General features: G+C 72.4%; 18 protein-coding genes. 10 read left to right on the plus strand and 8 right to left on the minus strand.

Annotated elements, in window-relative coordinates:
- Positions 1 to 10 precede the first annotated feature (10 nt).
- From IF04_RS0133235 to IF04_RS0133250, 4 genes are all read right to left on the minus strand, one after another.
- On the minus strand, positions 11 to 1,777 hold the full coding sequence (locus IF04_RS0133235) for an MFS transporter (protein WP_030266628.1): 1,767 nt from the start codon (positions 1,775 to 1,777) through the stop codon (positions 11 to 13).
- Between the two features lie 155 nt (positions 1,778 to 1,932).
- Positions 1,933 to 3,366: a carboxypeptidase regulatory-like domain-containing protein gene (locus IF04_RS0133240; RefSeq protein WP_051831792.1), complete on the minus strand. Its 1,434-nt coding sequence runs from the start codon at positions 3,364 to 3,366 to the stop codon at positions 1,933 to 1,935.
- Positions 3,367 to 3,525: 159 nt separating this feature from the next.
- The gene (locus IF04_RS0133245) at positions 3,526 to 4,740 is read right to left on the minus strand and encodes an MFS transporter (RefSeq protein WP_030266635.1); all 1,215 of its coding nucleotides are present in this window, start codon (positions 4,738 to 4,740) and stop codon (positions 3,526 to 3,528) included.
- A 69-nt stretch (positions 4,741 to 4,809) separates the two neighbouring features.
- Positions 4,810 to 6,003 carry a glycosyltransferase gene (locus IF04_RS0133250; protein ID WP_030266639.1) on the minus strand — a complete coding sequence of 398 codons (1,194 nt, stop codon included), beginning with the start codon at positions 6,001 to 6,003 and terminating at the stop codon, positions 4,810 to 4,812.
- A 354-nt stretch (positions 6,004 to 6,357) separates the two neighbouring features.
- Here IF04_RS0133250 and IF04_RS0133255 point away from each other — a divergent pair, with 354 nt between their 5' ends.
- Positions 6,358 to 7,647, plus strand: a complete 1,290-nt coding sequence (locus IF04_RS0133255) for a DUF418 domain-containing protein (RefSeq protein ID WP_078601132.1) — start codon at positions 6,358 to 6,360, stop codon at positions 7,645 to 7,647.
- A 32-nt stretch (positions 7,648 to 7,679) separates the two neighbouring features.
- Here the strand turns inward: IF04_RS0133255 and IF04_RS0133260 are convergent, their stop codons facing one another.
- The 3 genes from IF04_RS0133260 to IF04_RS0133270 are packed head-to-tail and all read right to left on the minus strand — an operon-like array spanning position 7,680 to position 9,735.
- Entirely contained in the window at positions 7,680 to 8,066 is a 387-nt protein-coding gene (locus IF04_RS0133260) for a BlaI/MecI/CopY family transcriptional regulator (protein ID WP_030266646.1), read from the minus strand.
- A gap of 53 nt (positions 8,067 to 8,119) precedes the next feature.
- On the minus strand, positions 8,120 to 9,286 hold the full coding sequence (locus IF04_RS0133265; RefSeq protein ID WP_030266649.1) for a glycosyltransferase family 4 protein: 1,167 nt from the start codon (positions 9,284 to 9,286) through the stop codon (positions 8,120 to 8,122).
- The gene (locus tag IF04_RS0133270; RefSeq protein WP_030266653.1) at positions 9,283 to 9,735 is read right to left on the minus strand and encodes a hypothetical protein; all 453 of its coding nucleotides are present in this window, start codon (positions 9,733 to 9,735) and stop codon (positions 9,283 to 9,285) included. The genes IF04_RS0133265 and IF04_RS0133270 overlap by 4 nt, the downstream gene beginning before the upstream one ends.
- A gap of 243 nt (positions 9,736 to 9,978) precedes the next feature.
- On the opposite strand from IF04_RS0133270, the gene IF04_RS0133275 reads away from it, so the two are divergent.
- The 9 genes from IF04_RS0133275 to IF04_RS0133315 all read left to right on the plus strand — a co-directional run bounded on the left by IF04_RS0133275 (position 9,979) and on the right by IF04_RS0133315 (position 19,769).
- Positions 9,979 to 10,524 carry an Lrp/AsnC family transcriptional regulator gene (locus IF04_RS0133275; protein WP_030266656.1) on the plus strand — a complete coding sequence of 182 codons (546 nt, stop codon included), beginning with the start codon at positions 9,979 to 9,981 and terminating at the stop codon, positions 10,522 to 10,524.
- A gap of 280 nt (positions 10,525 to 10,804) precedes the next feature.
- A complete protein-coding gene (gene ddaH / locus IF04_RS0133280) occupies positions 10,805 to 11,602 on the plus strand; it encodes a dimethylargininase (RefSeq protein WP_030266659.1) in 798 nt (265 codons plus the stop codon).
- Entirely contained in the window at positions 11,599 to 12,867 is a 1,269-nt protein-coding gene (gene rocD / locus IF04_RS0133285) for an ornithine--oxo-acid transaminase (RefSeq protein ID WP_030266662.1), read from the plus strand. Before ddaH ends, rocD begins: the two co-directional genes overlap by 4 nt.
- Positions 12,868 to 12,953: 86 nt before the next feature.
- Positions 12,954 to 14,159 carry a bifunctional glutamate N-acetyltransferase/amino-acid acetyltransferase ArgJ gene (gene argJ, locus IF04_RS0133290; RefSeq protein ID WP_051831793.1) on the plus strand — a complete coding sequence of 402 codons (1,206 nt, stop codon included), beginning with the start codon at positions 12,954 to 12,956 and terminating at the stop codon, positions 14,157 to 14,159.
- A 129-nt stretch (positions 14,160 to 14,288) separates the two neighbouring features.
- Entirely contained in the window at positions 14,289 to 15,386 is a 1,098-nt protein-coding gene (locus tag IF04_RS0133295) for a WD40/YVTN/BNR-like repeat-containing protein (RefSeq protein ID WP_030266668.1), read from the plus strand.
- 198 nt (positions 15,387 to 15,584) lie between these two features.
- Complete coding sequence (locus IF04_RS0133300; protein ID WP_030266671.1) at positions 15,585 to 16,262, plus strand: uracil-DNA glycosylase; 678 nt, start codon at positions 15,585 to 15,587, stop codon at positions 16,260 to 16,262.
- A 110-nt stretch (positions 16,263 to 16,372) separates the two neighbouring features.
- On the plus strand, positions 16,373 to 17,473 hold the full coding sequence (locus IF04_RS0133305; protein ID WP_030266675.1) for an LURP-one-related family protein: 1,101 nt from the start codon (positions 16,373 to 16,375) through the stop codon (positions 17,471 to 17,473).
- A complete protein-coding gene (locus IF04_RS0133310; RefSeq protein WP_211259896.1) occupies positions 17,466 to 18,524 on the plus strand; it encodes an N-acetylglucosamine kinase in 1,059 nt (352 codons plus the stop codon). Before IF04_RS0133305 ends, IF04_RS0133310 begins: the two co-directional genes overlap by 8 nt.
- 336 nt (positions 18,525 to 18,860) lie before the next feature.
- Positions 18,861 to 19,769 carry a sirohydrochlorin chelatase gene (locus IF04_RS0133315; RefSeq protein WP_078601135.1) on the plus strand — a complete coding sequence of 303 codons (909 nt, stop codon included), beginning with the start codon at positions 18,861 to 18,863 and terminating at the stop codon, positions 19,767 to 19,769.
- 177 nt (positions 19,770 to 19,946) lie between these two features.
- Here the strand turns inward: IF04_RS0133315 and IF04_RS0133320 are convergent, their stop codons facing one another.
- The gene (locus IF04_RS0133320; protein ID WP_030266687.1) at positions 19,947 to 20,738 is read right to left on the minus strand and encodes a class I SAM-dependent methyltransferase; all 792 of its coding nucleotides are present in this window, start codon (positions 20,736 to 20,738) and stop codon (positions 19,947 to 19,949) included.
- Between the last annotated feature and the right edge of the window lie 54 nt (positions 20,739 to 20,792).

Raw genomic sequence — 20,792 nt, forward strand, 5'->3', positions numbered from 1 at the left:
CTCGGACTGCTCAGCTCTGTACCGCTGCGCGGCGCTCCCCCGCCGCGGTCGTGAGGACGAGGTCGACCTCGACCGGGCAGTCCTCGCCGGGGTGGACGGCCGACGAGGCGCTCGGGGCGTGTCCGGCGACCATAGCGGCCAGTACGTACGCGCCGCCGTCCGGGACCGCGACCGAGTAGCGGCCCTCGTGGTCGGTGAGCGCGGTACCGGCCCGGCGCCCGCGCGGGTCGATCAGCGCCACCCTGGCGCGGGCGACGGGTACACCGGCCGGGTCAAGGACGCGCCCGCGGAAACCGGCGCGGGGCCCCGGGCCCGCCGGTACCGCCCGGGTGTCCCGCTCCGGCTCGGCTGCCTCCTCGCTGGTGGCCACGAGCTGCGGCGTGGACATCGTCCGGCCGCGCGGCAGGAAGACCGCGAGCAGCAGGCCGAGGGCGACCGCCCCGGTGGCGATGAGGAACGAGATGCGGAAGCCCTGCATGGTGGGTACCGCCACCGACCCCGCGTGGTGGGCGGTGTTGGCGAGGACCATGCCGATGACGGCGCTCGACACCGACGTACCGATCGAGCGCATGAGGGTGTTGAGGCCGTTGGCCGCGCCCGTCTCGGAGGGGTCGACAGCGCCGTTGATCAGTGCCGGGAGGGAGGAGTAGGCGAGGCCGATACCGGCGCCGACGATCACCGAGATGACGATGGTCTGCCAGGCGGCGCTCATCAGGCCGAGCCCCGCGCCGTAACCGACCGCGATGATCAGCATGCCGAGCATGAGAGTGAGCTTCGGACCGTACCGGGCCGACAGCCGGGCGTAGACGGGAGCGGTGAACATCATCGTCAGGCCCAGCGGCGCCACGCACAGCCCCGCGACGACCATGGACTGGCCCAGGCCGTAGCCGGTGGCGGTCGGGAGCTGGAGGAGCTGCGGCAGGACGAGGGAGATCGCGTAGAACGCGACGCCGACGGTGATCGAGGCGAGGTTGGTGAGCAGTACCTCGCGGCGCGCGGTGGTCCGCAGGTCGACCAGCGGGGCCTTCATGCGCAGTTCCATCAGGCCCCACAGGACGAGCACGACCAGTGCGGCGGCGAAGAGGCCGAGCGTGGTGCCCGAACTCCAGCCCCAGTCACTGCCCTTGGTGATCGGCAGCAGGAACAGGACGAGACCGAGGGAGAGACCGAGCGCGCCGGCGAGGTCGAAGCGGCCCTCGGCACGGACGCCGCTCTCCGGCACGACGGCCAGGGTGAGCAGGATCGCCAGGACGCCCAGACCCGCGGCGCCGAAGAACAGCGCGTGCCAGTCCGCGTGCTGGGCGACCAGGGCGGCGAGCGGCAACGCGAGCCCGCCGCCCACGCCTATGGAAGAGCTCATCAGGGCCAGGGCCGAACCGAGCTTCTCGCGGGGCAGCTCGTCGCGCATCAGGCCGATGCCGAGCGGGATGGCGCCCATGGCGAAGCCCTGGAGCGCACGGCCGACGATCATCACGAGGAGGTCGCTGGTGAAACCGCAGACGAGCGATCCCCCGACCATCACCGCGAGGCTGGTGACCAGCATGCGGCGCTTGCCGAACAGGTCGCCGAGCCGGCCCATGATCGGGGTGGCGACGGCGCCTGCGAGCAGGGTGGCCGTCATGATCCAGGTGGCGTTCGTCGGCGCGGTGTTCAGCAGGGCGGGCAGGTCCTTGATGACCGGTACGAGCAGCGTCTGCATCACCGCGACCGTGATGCCGGCGAAGGCAAGGACGGGAACGATCCCGCCTGTGCGTCGATGGGCCATCGTCTGGGGCATTACCTGGGACCTCCGGAAGCGGGAAGAGTGGCGGGCTCGCCGAGCACGCATCGGTGAGTACGCCGATGAGCGTGTGCCGTACGTGCGGAGAGAACTTGCCCACTCGGGTGGGTATTCCGAAGGACATCGTACGACGGGAACTCTTCACCAATTCCTTACGTTGCCGGAGCCGAGGCTCCGCTGCCCCCGGGAGGCGGGTCCTGCGGCCGCGGCCGCAGCACGAAGTCCTGATGGGCGAGGCTCCCGTACTTGATGTACACCCGCTTGATGGACGGGATGCGACGCGGTCCGCCGGCGATGACGTTGATGAAGCCCTCCGGGAGCCCGGTCAGCTTGTACTCGCCGTGTTCGTCGGTCCGCGTGCGCGTCAGCTGCCGTCCGTCGGTGGTGGTCACGGTGATCAGTACACCGTGCAGCGGTTGCGACTGGGTGTCCCGGATGCGGCCGACCAGCAACGGCTCGGAGGCCCCGATGTAGTGCGTGGCGGCGCGTACCGGCATCGGCTGCGGCATCTCGAACGTCGGGTCCTGGACCGACTCCTCCAGGTCGGAGGCGGTGAGTTCGTCGTCCCCGCCGGAGCGCGCCACGTTCACCCGGTGCCGTTCCCAGAAGAACCCGATGCAGATGAGCACGATGCCGACGGCGATCCAGATGCTCAGCGCCAGCAGCGGGCGGAAGAGCTGCGCGCCGTCGAAGTACATCTCGTTGCGCAGCGCGTCGACCAGATTGCCCAGTGGCATGTACGGATGCAGCCAGCGGAAGAAGGACGGCACCATCGAGACCGGAATCGCCCCGTCGCTGGCCGGCATCGACAGCAGCACGAAGATGACGATGGCCACGCCGGGGAAGAACTGCCGCACGAACGGCACGAGCCCGTAGCAGGTCAGCGAGACCGCCAGGCTCAGCATGAACATGTAGAGCAGACAGATCGGCCGGTCCACGATGGCGTCCATCGCGAGCGCGATGTAGAAGGCGGCCACGGCCATCACGGCGCCGGAGACGACGAAGGTGACGACCTTCTTCCAGCGGCTGAGGCCGGTGGCCCGCAGCATCATCATCACCATGATGTACGAGGGGATGGTGAGCCCCAGGCAGAGGTAGAAGAGGCTGGTGCCCATCCCGTCCTTGGGCGCGGTGGGCGCGAGTTCGACCTGCTTGAGCCGGGCGCCGCCCCGCTCGGCGATCGGCGTGAACACCTGCTGCAGCACGGCCTCGATCTCGAAGCCGCCGGCCTTCGCGGTGTACAGGGCGGGGTGGGCCGGGTCCGGGAGGTAGCCGCCGGCGGCACGGCGTTCCTTCACCGCGCTGCGGAGGGCGGCGTCACCGCCGGATACGGGCTTCACCTCGAATCCGCCCGGGACGGCCTTGTCGAGCGTCTGCTGCACCTGGGTCGCCGCCTGGGCGGGCACGGCCACCCGGATGTCGTGCGGGGTGGGGTTGTGGAAGGCGAGCAGGTAGCAGAAGAGGAAGCCGAAGAAGAAGAGCGCCGGGAACCAGAGGCTGCTGACGAGCACCTTGGCCGTGTGCGTCCACCGATGGCGCGGTTCGCTGTCGGCCGGTGCCGCGTCCTCTTGCTGTGTTCCGGACATGCCGCACCCTTCCCGTACCGTGCCCTTCCCTGACCCCGCCCGTCCCTGCGCGGGTCACTGACGCTCCGCTGCTGGGAGATCTCCGCCGACACGGCCCGGCACACCTGCTTTGCTGCACTCGGCCCAGCATGTTGGCCCGCGCGTGGGAGGCGCTGGCGGTCAGTTGCGTCGGGAGGCGCGCAGCAGGTGGACGGCCGTGCCGGCGGCCAGGACGGCGACGCAGGTGGTGAAGGTCAGGCCCGCGGCGCGGAGGCCGAGGGCGACGGTGAGGGCACCGACGCCGACGACCGGGAGGGAGATTCCGGTGTAGGCGACGACGAAGAAGGTGGAGATCGTGCCGCCGCGGTGTTCGGCGGGGGCGGCGGCCGCGACGGACGTCAGGGCCGCGCGGAACGCGAGGCCCTGGCCGAGGCCGCCGCACAGGGCACCGACGACCAGTGCCGGCAGGGACTCGGCGGCGAGGGACGTCGCGACGAGGGCGAGGCCCACCACGAGGACGAGGCAGCCGACCGGGAGCGCCCTGCGCGCACCAAGTTTTTCGGTCAGCGACTGGCCGGCCGTCGAGCCGAGGAAGACGGAGAAGACAACGGCTCCCGAGACGGCCAGGTTGGCCACGCCGAGGGTCTGGGACACAAAGGCCGGCGCCACCGCGGTGAACAGGCCGAGGAGCGAGAAGCCGGCGAAGGCGGCGAGGGCAGAGGGTGCGAACACACCGCGTACTTCGGGGGGTACGACCACGCCCTGCGGCCGGAGCCCCGGCCACCGCTCAGGGTGCTCGACGGTCTCGGGCAGGAGGAGGACCAGTACACACGCCACCGCGATGAGTGCGAGGTGCGTCAGATAGGGCAGGGCGAGTGGCCAGGGTGCGTACTGGGCCAGGAGCCCGGCGAGCAGCGGGCCGCAGCCGAGGCCGCCCATGTTGGCGGCGGCCGCGGCGAAACCGGCGCGCGACTTGCGTTCGGGCGGCGCCAGTTCCAGTACCGCCGCCGTGGCAGCGCCGCTGAAGAGCCCGGCCGAGAAACCGGAGAGCAGCCGGCCCGCGAAGAGGAACAGCAGCCCGCCCCCGGACGTGAAACCGGACAGGAAGTCCGACACGAAGCAGACCGCGCTGAGTGCCGAGAAGGCCAGCGCCGCGAGGAGCACGGGGCGGCGGCCGACCCGGTCGGAGTAGTTGCCCGCGAGCAGCAGTACGGCGATGACGCCGAGTGCGTAGACGGCGAAGACCACCGTCACCATCAGCTCGGAGAAGCCCAGCTCTTCGCGGTAGAGGCCGTACAGCGGGGTGGGGAGCGTGGTGCCCGCCATGCCCACGGCGAACACCGCCGCTGCTGCCGGGTACCCCGGGCGCCGGCCCGTCCCATGACGAACGATCATGTCCCCACGGTACGAGCCGGCCCGGCCTCCTGCGGTCAGGCGGCCCCCAGCGGTCAGGCCGCCCCGGGCCTACGCGCCCGTCGCCGCCGCCGCGTCGTCCGCGAGCCGGGTCAGGTCCAGGAGCGCGTGGGAGCGGCGCTGGAGGGACTGGGCGCGGGCGCGGTAGCTGCGATCCTCCAGTACGGCGCGTACGGCCGCGGTCAGCGACGCGCGCGTGACGTCCTGGGCGTCGATCCGGCGGCCGGCGCCGATCTCCTGCAGCCGGGCCGCGTTGTACGACTGCTCGGCGAAGAGCGGTACGGCGACCACGGGGACGCCGGCCGCCAGCGCCTCCCGGGTGCCGTTGAAGCCGGCGTGGCTGAGGAACACATCGCTGGACTGCAGGAGCAGCTCCTGCTGGACGAACGAGGTGAGGTGGACGTTGTCGGCACGGGCGCCCTGCCACTCCCGGGGGTCGGTGCCCGCGCCGAGCGCGACGACACCGGTGACCGGCAGGTCCCCGAGCGTCTCGATGATGGTGTCGAGGAGGGGCAGAACGCCGCCGCCGGGGAAATGGGTGGCGTTCGAGCCCAGCGTGGCGAGGACGAGCGGGCGGTCGGCGGGGAGCCGGGCGATCTCGGGGTCGAGGGGGGCTCCGCCCGCGGGGGCCGGCAGGCGGTAGTAGTGGGCGCTCGGCAGGCGGCTCGCCTCGGGGTAGAACTCCTCCGGTACGACGCCGGCACGGAAGGCGCGGAAGACGTGCCAGGGGTCGGTGATCGGGTCCAGGCCCAGGTCGGCGCGGTGCTTGTTGAGCGCTTCGGTGACGGCGGGGTGGTCGTACGGCGCCATCGGGGCGATGTCCAGCGCGCCGTGCGGGATGCCGAGCCGTTCGCCCGCCAGGTAGCCGCCGAACTCGGTGGACTCGTGCAGGATCAGGTCGGGGCTCCAGTCCCGGGCCACGTCGATGAGGTCGTGCGCTGAGGGGCCGGCCAGCTTTCCGACGAAGGCGGTAGCGAAGAACTCCGGGTCCAACTCGATGGTGACGGAGCCCAATTGACTCATGGCCGCGGGCGGACGGACGTCGCCCCGCTGCAGTACCTCCGCCATCCCCTCGACGTTCGGCAGCCGCAGCGCGGTGAGCCCGCGCTTCTCGATGTGCTCCGCGACGGCGTTCCCGGTGGCGACGGCCACCTCGTGGCCCGCCTGCCGGGCGCTCTCGGCCGCCGGCAGCACCAGCGGTGCGAGGTGCGAGTAACTCGCCTGGGCGGTGAACAGGATGCGCATGGCGCTTCGCTCCCTCGGGTGCCGCGCGGCCGGCACAGGGGTACGCGCAGCTGGGACTCGGGAAAATCAACAACTGTTGAAACAGGCTATCCGCCTCGGTTCCGCACGCTCCGGGCGGGTCCGGTCGGGGCCCGGATCATCCACTCGGGGCGGGTCATCCGCTCGGAGCGGACGCGGAGGGACCGGGCGGTGGGCGCGGCGCTCGTGCGCCGGGCGTGCCCATGGAGCGTCCTGCGAACCCAGGAGTGCACTCGGGCACCGGAGGGCGCAGCACGATACCGCCGCAGTGACGGATGCGTCACCAAATTGCCGTGAAGCGTGTCCCCTTACGCAGGGGGCAGGCATCTTGGGCGTATGTCGCAGAACTTACCCAGGGCACGCAGCGTGCCCCTGCCGACGCGCGCCGGGACCGCGGCACGGAAAGTGTCACCGGGCGACCGGCTCGCCGCCACCGTACCTGACCAACCGTCAGCACCGGCCGCCCGTGCCAGTACACCCCGGCTGATCGGCATCGACCTCGCCCGTGGCCTCGCGGTACTGGGCATGTTCGCCGCCCACGTGGGCCCCGATCCGTCGGACGGCGGCCCCGTGGGCTTTCTCATGGAGCTCGCGCGCGGCCGGTCCTCCGCCCTCTTCGCGCTGCTCGCCGGCTTCTCGATCGTGCTCATCACCGGCCGCCCCGAGCCCCGTACCGGGCGCGCGGGACGGCAGGCGGTCGTGCGGGTACTGATTCGCGCCGTCATCCTGCTGGCGCTGGGCATGGCGCTGACCGCGCTGGACACCTCGATCGATGTGATCCTCGCCTACTACGCGCTGGCGTTCGTCGTGGCCCTCCCCTTGCACCGGCTCAAGGCCGGGGTCCTCACCTTCATCGCCGCGGCGACCGCGCTGGTACTCCCCCAGGACCTCTTCCTGGTCAAGGTCTGGCTCGACGAAAGCAGTTGGGGCGACACGGTGATCGCCCACGACCCGCTGTCCGGGCTCGGCGACACGGACGGCGTCATGGACCTGCTGTTCACCGGCGCCTATCCGGTACTCACCTGGATCCCGTTCCTGATCGCGGGCATGGCGGTGGCCCGGCTCGACCTCTCCCGGCCGGTGGTCCGCGCCCGGCTCGCCTTGACCGGTGCCGCGCTGACGGTGCTCGGTTACGGGGGCTCCTGGCTGGCCCTGCACCTCATCCCGAACGCGTACGCCGCCGTCGCCGCGGGGTCGGACGGCGACGCACCCGGGTCGGCCTGGTGGTCCGACACCGTCGGCGAGCCCACCTACCTCTTCCGGGAATGGCTGCTGGTGGCCGCGCCGCACAGCCAGACGACCCCGTCGATCCTGGGCAACACCGGCGTCGCCCTCCTCGTGGTGGCCGGGTGCACGATCGCGCTGGACCGGCTGCCGCGCTTCCGGCGGGCGGTCGCACCGGTCATCGCGGTCGGCGCGATGTCACTGTCCGCGTACGTGCTGCACATCGTGGCCATCTGGGCGCTGGGCACGGACGACATGTCCGACTCCAGCGAGCCGTTGGTACTGCTCGGCTTCGTCGTGGGCGTGCTGGCGCTGGCCTACGTATGGAAGCGGCTCTTCCGGCGCGGGCCACTGGAGTACCTGCTGTACAGGATCACCTGGCCGGCGCGCTTCATCCGGTGAGCGCCTCAGCGGCCGCTCATCCGGTGTGCGCCTCAGCGGCCGCGGTCCTCCGCGAGGAACTGCCGCAGCGCGGCCTCTTCCTCGCTGCTGAGCCCAGTGACGAACTGCTGCAGGGCCGCGATCGGGTCGGGCCCCTTGTCCAGGGCCTGGTGCATGACCTCAGCGGTCAGCTCGGCGGCGTTCTTGGCCGGCCGGTAGGCGCCACGCCGGCCCTCGGCGTCCCGTACGACCAGGTCCTTGTCGTGCAGCCGCTTCAGGATCGTGTGGATGGTGTTGTACGCGAGGTCGCCGCCGATCTCGGCGTGCACCTCGGCCGGGGTCAGCGGCGCCTCGGTCGCCCACAGGGCGGCCAGGACCTCGCTCTCCAGCGTGCCGGCGCTGCGTCGTTCCCCTCTGACACGAGGGTTTCTGCCTACCATGACCACACCCTACAGCCCGTAGGGCGCACGGGCACCCGCTGGTACCCCCGACCTCACGCGTGCTCCTTTTGCGAGATGAGGACCCTGAGGAGCGCCTCCCAGCGGGCGCGGACGCGGGCCGGGGTGTAGCGGCGGGCGGACTCGACGGCGTGTCCGCCGAGCTTCTTGCGCAGTGCGTCGTCCTCGACGAGGCGGGTGAGCGCCGCGGTCAGACCCGGGGTGTCCCCCAGCGGTACGAGCAGGCCGTCCTGGCCGTCGGCGATGATCTCGCGGGGGCCGTGCGGGCAGTCGAAGCTGACGGGCGGGACGCCGTGGCTCATCGCCTCGGCCAGCACCATGCCGAACCCTTCGCGCCGGGAGGCGAGGGCGAAGACGGCGGCCTTGGCCAGTTCCCGGTCGAACTCCTGCGTGGCGCCCATCAGGTAGACGTGGTTGTAGAGGTGCCGGTCGTGGATCAGCGTCCGCAGGCGGTCGCGCTCCGGCCCCGCGCCGTAGATGCGCAGCTGCCAGTCGGGGTGCGCGCGGGCGACCGGCTCGAACGCCTTGATGAGGGTCGCGAAGCCCTTGCCCTTGACGAGCCGGCCGGCGGAGACGACGAGCGGCCGGTCGAGGCCGGCGCGCTCGGGGGCCTCGTCGGAGAGCGGGTTGGGGATGCACTCGACGCGGACGCCGCTGTCACCGAGCCGCCGCAGGTAGGCGTCCTCGTCGGCCGCGGTCAGTACGGTCACCGCGTCCAGCCGCCGGTACCAGCGCCCGATCTCGCGGGCGAGTTCCGGCTTGTGGTGGGAGTAGTGCAGGTGTTCCTGGCCGACCCGGACGACGGAAGCGGGCGTGAAGCGGGCGGAGAGGAGGTTCAGGGCGGGCCGGGTGGTGATCAGTACGCCGTCGTGCAGCGAGCGCAGGTAGCGCACGACGCGCCGGTCGGTGAGGCGGCTGAACCGGTCGAAGCGGACCTCGGCCTCGGGGACGAGCCGGCTGGGGCGGTGCTGCCGCTGGTACGTCAGCGGGCGCGTCCAGCGGGACGGCGGACGGGTGTCGTCGACCAGGGCGCTCAACCGCACCTTCGGGTGCAGCGCGAAGCGGGGCTCGGCGCGGTGCCGGTGGACGCTCACGACCTCGACGTCGTGCCCGGCCTCGGCGAGGGCGTTCGCCTGGTTGACGACCGTGCGGACGGTGCCGCCGACCGCGTAGGCGTTGAGCAGCAGGAAGCGGATCTTCACCGGGATTCCTCCCGTTGGCGGGTGAGTCGTCGGCAGGTGATCGAGAGGTTGTCCTGGACGGTGTAGTACGGCTCGATCCGCAGGCCGCCGGCGCGCTGGGCCGGGTACGTGAAGATCTTCTTCTTACCGGGCACATCGTCCAGGTGCCGCCCCAGCCGGAGCGCGTCGTCACAGCCGTCCGGCACCAGATACAGGTCCCAGACCCGGTCGCCTTCCGGGGTGGCGGAGGCGAGCGCGTCCAGCGGGACGGAGACCTCGAAGCGGCTGCCCCGCCCCTTCGCCGCCAGCCGCAGCTCCGTACCGGCCGCGTCGCGCACCCTGGCGACCAGCGTGCCCGCGCCCGAGGCCGCGCCCACGACGTGCCCGAGGACCCGGATCCGGCCGTCGCGGGGCCAGATCTCGGCCACTTCGGCATGCGCGGGGGCGATGTGGTCGGGCTGGTCGTGCATGACGCGCTCCTCCGGCAGCAGATCCGACAACCTGTAGGGTCACAATCGAAACCCTACAGGATGTAGTACGGGTGGCGGGAAACGCGAGGTGACGAGGCGTGGAACGGTGTGGGGCGCGCAGGCTGCGCATCGGGGTGGGGCGCGCGGGCTCCGTGCGGCGCATACGATCCGCGTGGTCCGTGCGCTCCGCAGGGACCACCGGCGGCCGTACGGCCCGGCCCAGCGACGGAGGAATCACCCGCCATGCCCCACGCATCCGGCCCGCTCGACGAGTTGGACCGCAAGATCATCGCGGCGCTGACCGCGAACGCCAGGACCAGCTTCGCCGAGATCGGCTCGGCCATCGGCCTGTCGGCCACCGCGGTCAAGCGCCGGGTGGACCGGATGCGCGAGACCGGCGTGATCACCGGCTTCACCGCCACGGTCCGGCCGTCCGCGCTCGGCTGGCGCACCGAGGCGTACATCGAGGTGTACTGCGACGGCGCGGCCCCGCCCCGGCGCATCGCCGAGGTCGTCCGCCGGTACCCGGAGATCACCGCCGCGATGACGGTCTCCGGCGGCGCCGACGCGCTGCTGCACGTCCGCGCGACCGATGTGGAGCACTTCGAAGAGGTGCTGGAACGCATCCGCACCGAGTCCTTCATCCGCAAGACGATCAGTTACATGGTCCTCTCGCACCTGATCCCGGACAGCCCGGAGGCCGGCGCCGGCTCATCCGCGGTACAGGGCTACGGCCCCGACTCCTCCACGGACTCCGTCCGCCCCGCGGGGAACACCGGCACCATCTGATCCACCGACGCAGCAACCCTGCGCCGACCGGCCTCTTTACGCACGTTCACTGCGCCGGTGCGCAGCATTCCCACCTTGTCCGGCACAGCCGCGGCTTCCTACCGTTATGGGCATCCCTGCGTCACCTCCCAGTGACCCCGTGTCACTCGGGTGACGTCCCCTGCCCGTCCGCGGATCGGAGGACCCCGCCGTGCCCGAACCCGTGTCCGTACCCATGCCCGTACCGGTACGCGAGCCCGTGAGCGAGGCGGCGGTGCGCACGATCGTGCGTCCGCCCCGTGTGCCGCGCCCGCGGCGCTTCTTGCTCTGCGAGCCGCGGTACTTCGATGTGCAGTACGCCATCAACCCCTGGATGCGCGACGGCGCGCCGGTCGACACCGCCCTGGCCCAGCGGCAGTGGGCGGCCCTGGTCCAGGCGTACCGCGACCACGGCCACACGGTGGAGACGGTGCCGCCGGTGGCCGGACTGCCGGACATGGTGTTCGCGGCGAACTCGGCGCTCGTCCTGGGGGGACGCGTGTTCGGCTCGCGCTTCCATGCGCCGCAGCGCCGGCCGGAGTCCGACTCGTACGAGAAGTGGTTCCGGGCGGCCGGGTTCGACGTGCACGTGCCGGAGGCCGTGTGCGAGGGCGAGGGCGACCTCGTGCCGGTCGGCGGCCACCTCCTGGCCGGTACGGGCTTCCGCACGACGCGGGAGGCGCACCGGGAGGTGCAGGAGTTCCTCGGCGTGCCGACGATCAGCCTGCAGCTGGTGGATCCGTACTTCTACCACCTCGACACCGCCCTCTTCCCGCTCGACGACAGCAACATCGCGTACTACCCGGACGCGTTCTCGCCCGGCAGCCGTGAGGTGCTGCGGCGGCTGTTCCCGGACGCGGTGCTCGCCACCCGGGACGACGCGCTGGCGTTCGGCCTCAATTCCGTCTCCGACGGGTGTCATGTCTTCGTTGCCCCGCAGGCTGAGGGGATCGTTGAACAACTCGCCCGTCACGGCTACGTTCCTGTCCCCGTCGACCTCTCGGAGTTCCACAAGGCCGGCGGCGGCATCAAGTGCTGCACCCAGGAGGTCCGCTCATGACCGCGCCCACCCGCTTCTCCGCCGCCGCGGCCGGCCCCGCGCCGCAGCCCCCCGCACCGGACGCCCGCTCCTCGGCGGAGCTGATCCGCGCGGAAGGGCCCGTCCTCGCGCACAACTACCACCCGCTCCCGGTGGTCGTGGCGCGCGCCGAGGGCGTGTGGGTCGAGGACGTCGAGGGCCGCCGGTACCTCGACATGCTCGCCGGCTACTCGGCGCTGAACTTCGGCCACCGCCACCCGGCGCTCGTCGAGGCCGCGCACCGCCAGCTCGACCAGGTCACCCTCACCTCGCGCGCCTTCCACAACGACCGGCTCGCCGGCTTCGCCGAAGGCCTGGCCGCGCTCACCGGCATGGACATGGTCCTGCCGATGAACACGGGCGCCGAGGCCGTCGAGAGCGGCATCAAGGTCGCCCGCAAGTGGGCCTACGACGTCAAGGGCGTGGCCCCGGACCAGGCCACGATCGTCGTCGCCGCCGACAACTTCCACGGCCGCACCACCACGCTCGTCAGCTTCTCCACCGACCCCGTGGCGCGCGCCGGTTACGGCCCCTACACGCCGGGCTTCCGCATCGTCCCGTACAACGACCTCGCCGCCCTCGAAGCGGCCGTGGACGAGACCACGGCGGCCGTGCTCATCGAGCCCATCCAGGGCGAGGCCGGCGTCCTCATCCCGGACGACGGCTACCTCGCCGGCGTCCGCGAGCTGACCCGGCGGGCCGGATGCCTGTTCATCGCCGACGAGATCCAGTCCGGGCTCGGGCGCACGGGCCGCACGCTGGCCGTCGAACACGAGTCCGTCGTCCCGGACGTGCTGCTCCTCGGCAAGGCGCTCGGCGGCGGCATCGTCCCGGTCTCCGCCGTCGTGGCCCGCCGGGACGTGCTGGAGGTGCTGCACCCGGGCGAGCACGGCTCCACCTTCGGCGGCAACCCGCTGGCCGCCGCGGTCGGTTCGGCCGTCATCGACCTCCTGTCCACCGGCGAGTACCAGCGCCGGGCGGCAGAGCTGGGCGAGGTGCTGCGCGCCGGTCTCGCCGGTCTGACCGGCAAGGGCATCACCGGCTTCCGCGCCCGCGGCCTGTGGGCGGGCGTGGACGTCGACCCCGCACTGGGCACGGGCCGCGAGATCAGCGAGCGCCTCATGCGGGAGGGCGTCCTGGTCAAGGACACCCACGGCTCCACCGTCCGGCTGGCCCCGCCGCTGACCATCACGGAGGACGAACTGTCGTCGGCGATCGAGGCGCTGGGGCGGGTGCTGGGCGAGTAACGCATACGGGTTGGGACGCATGGCCATGCGGACCCGTTCAATAAAATAGCTGGACGCCTTGGAGCTCGCTCGCAACTATATTCCGCATGACACATATTGATGCACATTCAGTCGCGGGTGCGGGTGCGGGCGAGCTCATCTGGCCCGTGGGCTTCCGGGCGTACACCGGGAACGGGGGCCTGCGGGCGCACGGGGACGACATCTCGATCGTCGCGTCGGACCGGCCGTCGGTCAGCGCCGCGATGTTCACCCGCAGCCGCTTCGCGGGCCCCGCGGTGGTACTCAGCCGGGCGCACGCCGCCGGCGGGCGCCTGCGCGCCGTCACCACCCTGGCGCAGAACGCCAACGTGGCCACCGGCCGGCAGGGCGAGGAGAACGCGGCCGAGGTCGTCGGCCGGGTCGCCAAGATCTTGGGCGTCCCGGCCGACGCCGTGCTCATCGGGTCCACCGGGGTGATCGGACGGCCGCTCCCGATGGACGCCATCCGCGCGCACCTGGAGACGACGGCGGAGCGCGGCACGGGGGCCTTCGAGGCGGGCCCCCTCGATGTGGCGCGCGCGATGATGACCACGGACACCCGCCCGAAGACCAGCACGCGGCGCGTCGGCCGGGCCCGCATCGTCGGCGTCGCCAAGGGCGTCGGCATGCTGGAGCCGAATATGGCCACGATGCTGGCCTACGTGTTCACCGACGCGGAGCTCTCCCCTACCGCGCTGGACACCGCGCTGCGCGGCGCCGTGGACAAGACCTTCAACTGCCTGAGCGTGGACACCGACACCTCCACCTCCGACACCGTGGCCGCGCTCGCCAACGGGGCGGCGGGGCCGGTCGACCCGGCGGCGTTCTCGGCAGCGCTCGCCGCGGTGTGCCTGGACCTCACTCAGCAGCTCGCGAGCGACGGGGAGGGTGCGAGCAAGCTGCTGCGCGTCACGGTGGCGCAGGCCGCCCACTACGCGCAGGCCAAGCGGGTGGCCAAGAGCGTGGTGAACTCTCCGCTGGTCAAGACCGCCGTGCACGGCGCCGACCCGAACTGGGGCCGGGTCGTCATGGCCATCGGCAAGAACACCGAGGACACGGACATCGAGCCGGCGAAGGTGACCGTACGGTTCGGCGAGACCGAGGTGTACCCGGAGGAGCCCGCGGCCGGCACCCTCGAAAAGCTGGCCGAGACGATGCGGCGGGACGAGGTCGACATCATGATCGGCCTCGGCATCGGCGACGCCACGGCGACGGTCTACGGCTGCGACCTGACCGAGGGCTACATCCGCGTCAACGCGGACTACACGACCTGACGGACGACCTGCCGCATGGCCCGCCACGCCCTCTCTGACCTGGGCGGATGTCGCTTCCGAGGGCCGTTGTCAGTGGTCGGGTGCAGACTGACTCGTACCTGGAACAACGGCGTTCGGAGGTGCATTGACATGACGACCCACACGGCTGATGTCCTGCTCGCGGTAGGGACCCGGAAGGGCCTGTTCCTCGGCCGGCGACGACGGGGCAGGTGGGAGCTGAGCGAGCCCCACTTCCCGGCCCAGGCGGTCTACTCGATCGGCATCGACACCCGCCGCGCCACGCCGCGGCTGCTGGCCGGCGCGGACAGCGCGCACTGGGGCCCTTCGGTCTTCCACTCGGACGATCTCGGCGAAAGCTGGGTGGAGCCGTCCCGCCCGGCGGTCAAGTACCCGGATTACACGGAGAGTTCACTGGAGCGGGTGTGGCAGCTGCAGCCCGCGGGCCCGGCCGCGCCCGACGTAGTCTATGCCGGTACGGAGCCGGGCGCGCTGTTCCGGTCCGAGGACGGCGGCGAGTCGTTCGAGCTGGTGCGGCCGCTGTGGGAGCACCCCTCGCACGACGAGTGGGTGCCGGGCGGCGGCGGCCTCGCGGTGCACACGGTGATCACCGACCCGCGGACCGCCGACGCGGTGACGGTGGCCGTGTCCGCGGCCGGGGTGTTCCGCACCCTGGACGGCGGGGCGAGCTGGTCGCCGTCCAACGCGGGCGTGAAGGCGGTGTTCCTGCCCGACCCGGACCCGGAATTCGGCCAGTGTGTGCACAAGATCGCGCAGGACTCGGTCAACCGCGACCGCCTCTACCTGCAGAACCACTGGGGGGTGTACCGCAGCGACGACGCGGGCGCGCAGTGGACGGACATCGGGTCGGGGCTGCCGTCGGACTTCGGTTTCGCGGTCGCCGCGCACCCGCACCGCGGTGACGTGGCATACGTCTTCCCGATCACCGCGGACATGGACCGGGTGCCGGCCGAGCACCGCTGCCGGGTGTTCCGGACCTCCGACGCGGGCGCGAGCTGGGAGGCGCTGAGCGAGGGGCTGCCCCAGGAGGATCACTACGGCACGGTGCTGCGGGACGCGCTGTGCGTGGACGAAGGGGACCCGGCGGGCGTGTACTTCGGCAATCGCAACGGCGAGGTGTTCGCCAGCGCGGACGACGGCGACAGCTGGCAGCAGCTCGCCGCCCATCTGCCGGACGTGCTGTGCGTACGGGCGGCGGTGCTGGCGTGAAGCGGCGATCGTGAGCGGGGCGGCCGTGAGTGGGGCGACCGTGATCCGGGCGACTGTTGTCCGGACGACCGGGAGGTGACCGGTGATGGCGTGATCTGTGCGTGGTCGTGGTCGAAGCTGACCGGAGGGAGGCGAAGGTGACCGGGGGAAGGGGGCACGGGTTGATACGGACCACCGGACGGCCAGTAGGGTGACGCCGTGGCTGCACGACCTCTCCATGAAATCGTTGAACCGGGCTGGGCGAAGGCACTTGAGCCCGTTGCCGGACGGATCGCCGCGATGGGCGACTTCCTGCGGGCCGAGATCGCCGCGGGACGTACTTACCTCCCGGCCGGCAGCAACGTGCTGCGCGCCTTCCAACAGCCCTTCGACGACGTGCGGGTGCTCATCGTCGGGCAGGATCCCTACCCCACGCCGGGGCATGCCGTCGGGCTCAGCTTCTCGGTTGCGCCGGAGGTGCGCCCGCTCCCGGGCAGCCTGGAGAACATCTTCCGCGAGCTGCACTCCGACCTGGGGCTGGGGCGGCCGTCCAACGGTGACCTCACGCCGTGGACGAAGCAGGGCGTGCTGCTGCTCAACCGCGCCCTGACGACGGCGCCGCGCAAGCCCGCCGCACACCGCGGCAAGGGCTGGGAAGAGGTCACCGAGCAGGCCATCCGTGCGCTCGCCGCGCGCGAGCGGCCGCTGGTGGCCGTCCTGTGGGGGCGGGACGCGCGCAATTTGCGCCCGCTTCTCGGGCAGGTGCCGTCGGTGGAGTCGGCACATCCCTCGCCGATGTCCGCCGACCGGGGGTTCTTCGGCTCGCGGCCGTTCAGCCGGGTCAACGACCTGCTGGTCAGGCAGGGCGCGCAACCGGTGTCCTGGCAGCTCCCCTGACCGCGCGGCGGCGCCCCTGCCCGCGTGGCGGCGGCGGTGCGGCGGTCCGGTGGCTGGGCTGACGTGGTGGCCCGACGGCCGTGCTGAGCTGGAGGGATAGTGTGCAACGCATGACCACGAACTCGAACGTGCCGCCGGCGGGCTGGTACGCCGACCCGCAGGGCACGCCTGACCAACTGCGCTGGTGGGACGGCGCCCGGTGGACCGAACACACCCACCAGGGCAGCGGCCAGGGGCAGGCCACGGGCCAGACACAGCAGCAGGCCCCGGGCACGGGCCAGGACCAGAACCAGGCGCAGGGCCAAGGACAGGGCCAGCAGTACGGCCAGCCGCAGCAGCAGGCCTCCGGCCAGGCACAGCAACACGGCCAGCCGCAGCACCAGCAGGGCCAGCACCACCAGCACGCGCAGGCACCCGGCGCGCAGCCGATGCCGCAGGCCCAGCCGCAGCCCCAGCCGTACGGGCAGGGCGCGCCGCAGCAGCAGCCGTACGCTCAGCCGCAACCGCAGCCCCAGCCTCAGCCGGTCGGGCAGCCGCCGTACCCGGGCGGGCAGCCGCAGGCGTACGGCTACCCCCAGCAGCCCGGCGGCGCTCCCGCCGGCCCCGGTGGCGGTTCGCTGTTCAGCGAGCCGGTTCTGGTCGTGAACCAGAAGGCCAAGCTGATCGAGATGACGAACGAGTACAGCGTCTTCGACCAGAACGGCAACACCGTCGGCTCGGTCGTGCAGGTCGGCCAGAGCACGGCCAAGAAGGTGCTGCGACTGGTCTCCAGCCTCGACCAGTACATGACCCACAAGCTGGAGATCCGTGACGCGTACGGGCAGCCGCAGCTCGTGCTGACCCGCCCGGCCAAGTTCATCAAGTCCAAGGTGCTGGTGGAGCGCCCGGACGGGCAGCCGGTCGGCGAGATCGTGCAGCAGAACGCCATCGGGAAGATCAACTTCGCGCTGGTGGTCAACGGCCAGCAGATCGGCGCGATCAAGGCGGAGAACTGGCGCGCCTGGAACTTCGCCATCGTCGACCACGCCGACCAGGAGATCGCCCGGATCACCAAGACGTGGGAGGGCCTCGCCAAGACGATGTTCACCACGGCGGACAACTACGTCCTGCAGATCCACCAGCAGCTGCCCGACCCGCTGCTGAGCCTGGTGGTCGCCACGGCGCTGACCGTCGACACCGCCCTCAAGCAGGACGCCCGCGGCTTTGGGTGAGACCACACCGGCGCCGGGACCGGCACTGGTACTCGGCGTCGATTCGGGCGGCTCGGGCCTGCGGATCGCGGTCGCCCGCGCATACGGGATCGCGAACGCAGTCGGGAACGATGCCGCGGCCGAAGAGGCGTCGGCCCCAGCGCAGCGGCTGCGTACGGTCGTCTTCCGGGAGCCGGTGCGTACGGGACCGGACGGCATCGACCCGGACGATCTGCTCGGCCGGCTCCTGCCGGCGGCCGGCTCGCTGCTGCGCGAGGCCGGCGGCGACGGGCGGTGCGCCGCGGTGTGCGTGGGCGCGGCCGGGATGGCCACGCTCGGCGACGGTCTGCGCGCCGCGCTGCCGGCCGCGCTGTCCCGCGCGCTCGGCACGGACCGGCTGGCCCTCGCGGCCGACGCGGTCACCGCGTACGCGGGCGCGCTCGGCCAGCGCCCCGGGGCCGTGGTCGCGGCCGGTACGGGCATGGTCGCGATGGGTACGGACCTCACCGCGGCGACCGGCTGGCGCCGCGCCGACGGCTGGGGCCACCTGCTGGGCGACTGCGGCAGCGGCGCCTGGATCGGCCGGGCCGGGCTGGAGGCGGCGATGCGCGCGTACGACGGCAGGCCCGGCGGTTCGGCGGCGCTGCTGGCCCGCGCGGAAGCGGTGTTCGGGCCGGTCACGGGCCTGCCCGGCAAGCTGTATCCGCGCGCGGACCGGCCCGCCGTGCTGGCCTCCTTCGCGCCCGAGGTCGCGCGCTGCGCCGCCGAGGACAAGTTCGCCGCCGCGATCCTCGACGAGGCAGCCCATCACATCGCCGACGCCGCGGCCGCGGTCTGCCCGCCGGCGGCCGCGCCCACCGGCCTGGACGTCGCGTACACCGGCGGCCTCTTCAAGATGGGCGAACCGCTGCTGGAACCGTTGCGGGCGGCGCTCGCGGTGCGGCTGCCCGGCGTACGCCTCCGCGCGGCGGACGGCGATCCGCTGGACGGCGCGCTGTTGATCGCGTCGGCGGTGGCCCGGGACGCGCTGCGGCTGCCGACCGACGACCGGCTCCTGCACGTCGCCGGGTGAGCACGCGCGCGATCCCCTCCTCACCGTATTAACAGTCGCGAACACACCCACCACCTCCCTCCGTCTCCACCCAGCCCCGCCTTCCGACGGTCACCCGACCCCGCCACCGACCGCCCCAGCTCCCCGACGTCGGCGCCCCCGGCACCTCCCGGTGCCCGCTAAGCGGAATCCACCCAACCGCGCCTCCCCCGACCGCCCGCCTCGCAAGTCAGCGCAGATCACACGGCGTGTCGTGGGGCGCTCGCGCGAAGACGCGCGGGACGAATCGGTACACAAGTCACCCGACCGTGCCCTCCCTCGGCACGGGGTGCCGAAGAGGCGTTAGCATGCGGCGCCATGAGTTCCCCCACTGGGCCCGCACCCGGCCTGCCTGTACGAATGCCGCGTCCGCGCCAGCCCGGACGCCACCGCAAACCCGAGCCGGTCGCCGCTCCCGAGGGCGCGCCCGCCCTCGTCCTGGCCGTTCCCGGCGCACCCAACGCCGCGTCGCGCAGCCTGGCGGAGGAGGTGTCCAGCATCGCCCGCTCCGAGCTGCCGGGCCTCGACGCGCGGATCGGGTACGTCGACGGCGGTGACGAGGAGTTCCCGTCGCTGGAGGCCGTGCTCGCGCACGCCGCCGCCGAGCGCAGGGCCCGCATCGAGGGCGGTGCGCAGGAGCTGAAGGACAGCCCGGCCGCCGTGGTCGTGCCGCTGCTCGCGGGGCCCGACAACGCCCTGCTGCGCCGCATACGCCAGGCGATCATGAACAGTGGCTCCGCCGCCGAGCTCACCGACGTGCTCGGGCCGCACCCGCTGCTCGCCGAGGGCCTGCACGTACGGCTGTCCGAGGCCGGCCTGGCGCGCGCCGACCGCGCCCGCCTGTTCACGGTCGCAACGGCCGCTGACGGCATCATTCTCGCCACCGTCGGCGGCGAGGAGGCCGTGCAGGCCGCCGGCATCACCGGCATGCTGCTCTCCGCGCGTCTCGCGGTGCCGGTGCTGGCCGCCGCGCTGGACGAGGACGGCGCGATCTCGCGTACGGCCGAGCAGCTCCGGGCCTCGGGCTCGCAGCAGCTCGCGCTGGCCCCGTACCTGATCGGCCCGGAGATCGCCGACGGCCTGCTGGGGGCGGCCGCGGCCGAGGCGGGCTGCGCCTCCGCGGAGGCGCTGGGTGCGTACATGGCGGTGGGCCGCCTGGTCCTGTCCAACTACGCGGCGTCGCTCGGCATCACGCTGCAGTCGGCACAGGGCGCCGCGACCCGCTGAACCCCCACCGGCCGCCATCGGCAGCCGGCGACCCGGCCTGGTGAACAAGCCAGTGGGCGAAGCAGTGGGCACAGCAGTGGGCAATGCAGTGAACGAAACAGTGGACGACGTACCGGATGGGCCGCCCCGCAGCACGCGGGGCGGCCCATCGCCGTATCCGGGGGCGCTCCCCCGTACTCAGCCGCTCGTGCGCCCCACCAGCACCCGTACCCGTACCTCCTCCGCGTACGGGCCCTGCGGGAGTGCGGCCCGCAGGCCGGCGGCGAAGTGCGGGCGGTCGGCGGCGGTCGGCAGCCGGCCGGCCGGCACGGCGGAGCAGACGCCGCCGACCAGCTCCTCGAACGTCAGCTCCACGCGGTAGCGGTGGTCGATCTCGCGCACCCCGTCATAGCCCGCCGCGCGCAGCTCCCGGGCGTAGCGCTCCTGATCGTCGTCGGCCGTGCCGCAGGTGGCCTGCAGTACCGTGCCGAAGTACCGCTCCAGGTAGCCGCGCAGCGCGTCCGACCAGTAGCTCTCCTGCTGCCAGAGCGGTACGCCGTTCGCGATCACGGCGATGCCGCCGCCGGGCCGGAGCAGCGGGCGCAGCTCGCGGAAGAGCTGCTCGTGGTCCATCCAGTGCAGCGCCTGGCCGATGACGGTCATGGCCAGGGAGCCGCGGCCGAGCAGCGTGCCGAGCGCCGGGACGTCGGTGTCCGCGCCGAGCACCCAGGTGGCGTTGCGTACGCCTGCTTCCTCGGCGGCCCGGCGGGCCAGCCGCAGCATGTCCGGTTCGGGGTCCATGCCGAGTACGGAGCCGACCCGCTCGGCGAGCGGCACGGTCAACTGTCCCGTGCCGCAGCCCAGGTCGAGCGCGGTGTCGCCGGCGGTCAGGCCGAAGGCTTCCTGCAGGGCGTCCAGGAGCTCCGGGCGGTAGCCGCGCCGGAAGCGGGCGTAGTACTCGGCGACTTCACCACTGAATCCGACGGTCATGCCGTCAGACTGCCCGGTTCCTGGCCGCCGCGCCCGCCATTCGGACGATCTCGC

This window comes from Streptomyces violens (assembly GCF_000717745.1).
GTDB lineage: Bacteria > Actinomycetota > Actinomycetes > Streptomycetales > Streptomycetaceae > Streptomyces > Streptomyces violens.

Bases quoted from the DNA above. Each gene is read 5' to 3' on its own strand.
- IF04_RS0133275 (WP_030266656.1), top strand. From the start codon at position 9,979: ATGCCCCACGCATCCGGCCCGCTCGACGAGTTGGACCGCAAGATCATC.
- IF04_RS0133235 (WP_030266628.1), bottom strand. From the start codon at position 1,777: ATGCCCCAGACGATGGCCCATCGACGCACAGGCGGGATCGTTCCCGTC.
- IF04_RS0133255 (WP_078601132.1), top strand. From the start codon at position 6,358: ATGTCGCAGAACTTACCCAGGGCACGCAGCGTGCCCCTGCCGACGCGC.
- IF04_RS0133240 (WP_051831792.1), bottom strand. From the start codon at position 3,366: ATGTCCGGAACACAGCAAGAGGACGCGGCACCGGCCGACAGCGAACCG.
- argJ (WP_051831793.1), top strand. From the start codon at position 12,954: ATGACACATATTGATGCACATTCAGTCGCGGGTGCGGGTGCGGGCGAG.
- IF04_RS0133320 (WP_030266687.1), bottom strand. From the start codon at position 20,738: ATGACCGTCGGATTCAGTGGTGAAGTCGCCGAGTACTACGCCCGCTTC.
- IF04_RS0133260 (WP_030266646.1), bottom strand. From the start codon at position 8,066: ATGGTAGGCAGAAACCCTCGTGTCAGAGGGGAACGACGCAGCGCCGGC.
- IF04_RS0133270 (WP_030266653.1), bottom strand. From the start codon at position 9,735: ATGCACGACCAGCCCGACCACATCGCCCCCGCGCATGCCGAAGTGGCC.
- IF04_RS0133245 (WP_030266635.1), bottom strand. From the start codon at position 4,740: ATGATCGTTCGTCATGGGACGGGCCGGCGCCCGGGGTACCCGGCAGCA.
- IF04_RS0133295 (WP_030266668.1), top strand. From the start codon at position 14,289: ATGACGACCCACACGGCTGATGTCCTGCTCGCGGTAGGGACCCGGAAG.
- IF04_RS0133315 (WP_078601135.1), top strand. From the start codon at position 18,861: ATGAGTTCCCCCACTGGGCCCGCACCCGGCCTGCCTGTACGAATGCCG.
- rocD (WP_030266662.1), top strand. From the start codon at position 11,599: ATGACCGCGCCCACCCGCTTCTCCGCCGCCGCGGCCGGCCCCGCGCCG.
- IF04_RS0133250 (WP_030266639.1), bottom strand. From the start codon at position 6,003: ATGCGCATCCTGTTCACCGCCCAGGCGAGTTACTCGCACCTCGCACCG.
- IF04_RS0133305 (WP_030266675.1), top strand. From the start codon at position 16,373: ATGACCACGAACTCGAACGTGCCGCCGGCGGGCTGGTACGCCGACCCG.